At 61.2% G+C, this 4367-nt stretch carries 3 protein-coding genes and 1 pseudogene; 3 read left to right on the plus strand and 1 reads right to left on the minus strand.

Going from position 1 to position 4367, the window contains the following annotated elements:
• From PQQ96_RS41700 to glgA, 3 genes and pseudogenes are all read left to right on the plus strand, one after another.
• Positions 1-211, plus strand: a pseudogene (locus PQQ96_RS41700) (hypothetical protein); the annotation flags it as partial.
• A 244-nt stretch (positions 212-455) separates the two neighbouring features.
• Positions 456-902 (plus strand): hypothetical protein, encoded by a 447-nt coding sequence (locus PQQ96_RS41705; protein ID WP_408303199.1) that lies wholly within the window; start codon positions 456-458, stop codon positions 900-902.
• A 584-nt stretch (positions 903-1486) separates the two neighbouring features.
• Positions 1487-3076 carry a glycogen synthase GlgA gene (gene glgA / locus PQQ96_RS41710; RefSeq protein WP_408303201.1) on the plus strand — a complete coding sequence of 530 codons (1590 nt, stop codon included), beginning with the start codon at positions 1487-1489 and terminating at the stop codon, positions 3074-3076.
• A 473-nt stretch (positions 3077-3549) separates the two neighbouring features.
• Here the strand turns inward: glgA and PQQ96_RS41715 are convergent, their stop codons facing one another.
• Entirely contained in the window at positions 3550-3780 is a 231-nt protein-coding gene (locus PQQ96_RS41715) for a hypothetical protein (protein ID WP_408303203.1), read from the minus strand.
• Between the last annotated feature and the right edge of the window lie 587 nt (positions 3781-4367).

Raw genomic sequence — 4367 nt, forward strand, 5'->3', positions numbered from 1 at the left:
CAAACAGGAGGCCGCCATGGTCATCCAGCTCTCCCCCGAGGCCGTCCAGACGCTCAAATCGCTTGATCGAATTCCAGATTCCCTGGCAGAGATGCCACGCTCGATAGCGGAAGAACTCTTGAGCTTCGGGCTTGCATATGAGTCGCGTGCGTGTGGTGTCATCAACATGACGGCGGCAGGCCGGGTGTGGTTGAACCAGCGCGCGGCGTAGCTCGCATTTTTCTGGCTGAGCCAATCGCTCACTGTCTGTGCGTCTGCCGCCGCCAGATCACTGCCATCGCACGGATTGACTGTGCGCAGAACGCACCGTGCGGGAGGACTGGCGATATCGACTACCTGACGGAACAGCCGCAGCAGCCAGACAGACCGAGTCAAGGACATGGGTTGCCACCGTACCGACGTCCGACGCCAGACATGCGAGTGTGTGGTGTGACAGAACCACCTGCGCGACTACGATGAAAAAGTCCATTTCCAGCACATTGACCGTGCTAACGTCATTAGGCATGGGGTTCTCTCCAGTCCTGTGCCATGCCCATGCGCTCGATCCACAACTCGACTGCAAATCGAGCGCGCACGAGTTCATCGCCCCACTTCTGGACGGCCAGTCTATCGATCCAAAGCCAATGCGCGTTGAAGCGAACTCAGTCAACGCATTTCGACCAACGCACGGCAGCAACCTGACGGCATTCGGCTTTCACGTTTATGCCGTCTTCGGGTATGAGCAGGGCGATCCGATGTTCAAACCGGGCGGCGGCGAGCCGATGACGGCCTCAGCGTACGGCGTGGTAGTAACCGGCCCTGCCGAGTCAGTTGAGGCGCGCGCACGCCAGGCAGGTAGTGACGCCGTCATTCGGGAAGTGATTCCCCTTCTTCTCACCGCCATTTTCTGCAACGGGCATTGAGAGACGAGTCCTCAACTGTGCTTCGCGTGCAGTATTTTCCTGTGTGCTTCCTGGTGATCCGGTTCAAGGTTGATCTTTGTCACGCCGCCGATCGAAGGAGGATGCTGGAAAGGTTGTCCTCCACGGCTTCATCAATGCTGTGCTCGCTCTTGTCGCTGTTTGGATGTTGCTCGGAATGGTACGTGCTCGTGATGACCTCCAGTGGTGAGTACCCGGGACGGTACGTCCCAGACATGTAGGTAACACACGGTTTTTGCGGCGCAGCTACGCCCTGCGGTTGAAAACCATGGTGCGGGCTCAGCCGAGAATGTCGGTTTCTCACAGCCGTTCACAGGTGCGAAATGGTTGCGTTCGCATCGCGCCTGGCGCTGCAAAAACACAAGCAGAGCTGAGCTTTTGTCCCGACTCGTCATTGACAGTCCTATGTGGCGCGTTGCAACGAATCAACGGGGACCGGCAACCGGCGACGCGGGTTCAGCTTTTTCAACACCACGAAGGGACAGGCATGGCGCTTGCTGTAAGTGAACTGCTTTAGCGGCACTGTTCACTCTACTCATCAGCCACCGCCTCCACTCCCTTTACTTATGCCGACGCCGCTAAATGTCCTGCTGGTTGCCCCCGAGGCGACACCCCTCGCAAAAACTGGCGGACTCGGTGACATGGTCGGCGCTTATGGCGCCGCGTTACGCGACGCCGGTGTGGCCGCATTGATTCTCATGCCCGCTTACCCGGGCGCGCTGGCGGGCGTGCTGGGCGCGACCCGGGTGGCCAGACTATCCGGGCTGCCCGGGGGGGATGGCGTGATCATCCGGGCGCGCATGCCGGACACCGGACTCTCCGTGCTGCTGCTGCAGATGGATCACCTGTACAACCGCGAAGGGATCTACCGTGACAGGCATGGACGGGACTACGTAGACAATCTCGTGCGCTTTGCTTCCCTGGCAGCGGCCGCGGCGAGAATCGCAAGAGGCATCCGCGGCATCGGGCGTCCGGACATCGTCCACGCGCACGACTGGCACACCGGACTGACCCCGCTCTTCATGAAGCTCGGCGGCGTGCAGGCACGCAGCGTCTTCACCATCCATAACCTTGCGTTTCAGGGCAACTATCCGCTCACCGCAGGGGAGTGGATCGGCGTGCCGCCCGAACTACTGGTGCCTGCGCTGAGCGACGAACGCAGCATCGAGTTCTACGGTTCGCTGAGCATGATCAAGGCTGGCATCGTCCACGCCGAACGGGTGACGACGGTGAGCGAACGCTACGCCCGGGAAATCCTGACGCCCCGCTTCGGCCATCTTATGGAAGGTGTGCTGAACGCGGAGGCGCACAAGCTCTCCGGCATCACGAACGGCATCGACATGCAGACGTGGGATCCGTCCAGCGACCCACTGATCGCCAGCCATTATTCGGTTGACAACGTGGCCGGCAAGTATGCATGCAAGCGAGCGCTGCAGCAGGCCTTCGGCCTCACCCGCGAGCCTTTCGTGCCTTTGGTGGCGATTGGCAGCCGGCTCACCGAGCAGAAGCTTGCGGAGGTTGTCGCGGAGGCGATACCGGCCATGCTGTCGCGTCACGAACGGCTGCAATTTGCCATCCTCGGGCAAGGCGATGCGCAGATCGAGCGCCGCATGCGCGAGTTGGCCGCACAGTGGCAGGGGCGGGTGGGCACGTATATCGGTTACGACGAGACGCTCGCGCACATGCTGCATGCCGGCGCGGACATGCTGCTGCACGCAAGCCGCTTCGAGCCGTGCGGCCTCACGCAGCTGTATGCGATGCGCTTCGGCACGATCCCGATTGCGTCGCGCGTCGGTGGCCTCTCCGACACCATCGTCGACTACGCGCTCGAACTGGGCAAGTCGGGTGCCGCAAACGGCTTCCTGTTCGAGGGAGAAACGGTCAACGCCGTCACGGATGCGGTGCGCCGCGCGATCGATGCGTTCAAGAATCCCTCGCTGTGGCGCGCCCTCCAGCGCAATGCGATGATGCGCGAATCGGGCTGGGGCGCCCCCGTTCGGCGCTACATCGACTTGTACTGCGGACTGACGGACGCGCGCCCTGCCGTGTCCCGCCCGTTTGTAGATACGAGGACGGCGATGGCCGCGCCGCGGTCCACTGCGAGACCGGCGCCGCAACTGGCCAGCGCGGAAGCCGCCCAAGCCGCGGCTCAATAAGGCTATGTCCACTCAACGGCCGCCCGGCAAGGCTCCAAAGGTCCTGCGTCGATTGCATCAAAACCGGCGACCCAAGCGATGCCCGCAGGCGGGAAGGGGACTGCAAAAAGCATAGCTGGTGCCGGCTTGCTTCTTCCAGCCCCAAACGCCAACCGTCTGCGGTGGCGGATTTGCCGGCCGCCGAGATGGGTTGGGCCGATTTACCTCTCAGGGACTCCCCCGTTTCGCCGTGCGTTAGTGGCAGATCCGTTCCCAATGGTGGTGATGCCAAACCCGATGGCAATGATGCCAGTGATGCCGGTGGTGATCATGGTAGGAATCGGCGAATGCCGGTGCCGTGGATAGCGTTGTCATAGCAACGACGATGGCCATGGCGATCTTCTTGATAGGTTCGCTCCGTGAGAAGTGAGTTAACCGTGGATCTTGCGAGCGTTACTCTGCGTAACGTCGAAAGCCTTAGTAAGCCTGATCATTCACCTTCCATGTCCGCCGTGACCATCGTGTCCGCCGCCATAGTAGCCACCAAAACCGATCCCAACATCGATGGCCGGTGCAACGTAGTAGCCAGGCGCATATCCGTAGTAGCCTGGCCCAGATTCATATGCGGGCGCGGGGGCATAACCGTAGCCAGTAGTGTACGGCGGAGCGACGATGCAGCCGGTAAGGCCAGTAGCAAGCGCGAAAATGCAGAATAGTCGGATCATGATGGTCCTCCTGTTAGACGTTGGAGGGACCGGCGGTGGCTTGGTTCGGCCGGCGGATGACGGTGCATTGCAGCCCCGCGTGCCTCAGATCGTCGCATCGAATGAACTGTGATGTCTGTACGCTGGCGGTCCGTTGGTATCGCCTGGTTGCATCTGTTTGAGCCGCGCTCGCGGTCGCTAATTATGACGGCAGCGCCGATATCGTCCTGTCGCTCGATGACGCGCCGGTCGAAACGCAGGCGGATGTGACCGCGCTGGAAGCCACGGCCGGGAAACAGATTGCCGTGCAGATCCAGCACAACCACGCGCGTAGTTTTGTTGAAATGAACAGCAGGACGTGGGCAGCCTTGGGGGAGCGAGGAAACAGGGTTGCGCCGCAACGTCGCAAGACCGACGCGGGACCAATGGTTAGCCGGGCGTTTCGGGGGTGACTGTGAAGACTTACCGCTGCGAGCGCGCGCCATTTCGTCGGTGAAAGGATCGGACGTTGCTTCATACTAGAATTCTTTGAAGACGTGGAAGGAGACGACCATGGCACAGGACTAGCATAACGTTGCTCCTGGTACGGGTACCTTGAGGGGATGCGC

It is taken from the genome of Paraburkholderia sediminicola (genome assembly GCF_046027825.1).
Classification (GTDB): Bacteria; Pseudomonadota; Gammaproteobacteria; order Burkholderiales; family Burkholderiaceae; genus Paraburkholderia; species Paraburkholderia sediminicola_D.

Excerpts from the sequence above, each read along its gene's own strand:
- glgA (WP_408303201.1), top strand. The coding sequence starts at position 1,487 with ATGCCGACGCCGCTAAATGTCCTGCTGGTTGCCCCCGAGGCGACACCC.
- PQQ96_RS41715 (WP_408303203.1), bottom strand. The coding sequence starts at position 3,780 with ATGATCCGACTATTCTGCATTTTCGCGCTTGCTACTGGCCTTACCGGC.
- PQQ96_RS41705 (WP_408303199.1), top strand. The coding sequence starts at position 456 with ATGAAAAAGTCCATTTCCAGCACATTGACCGTGCTAACGTCATTAGGC.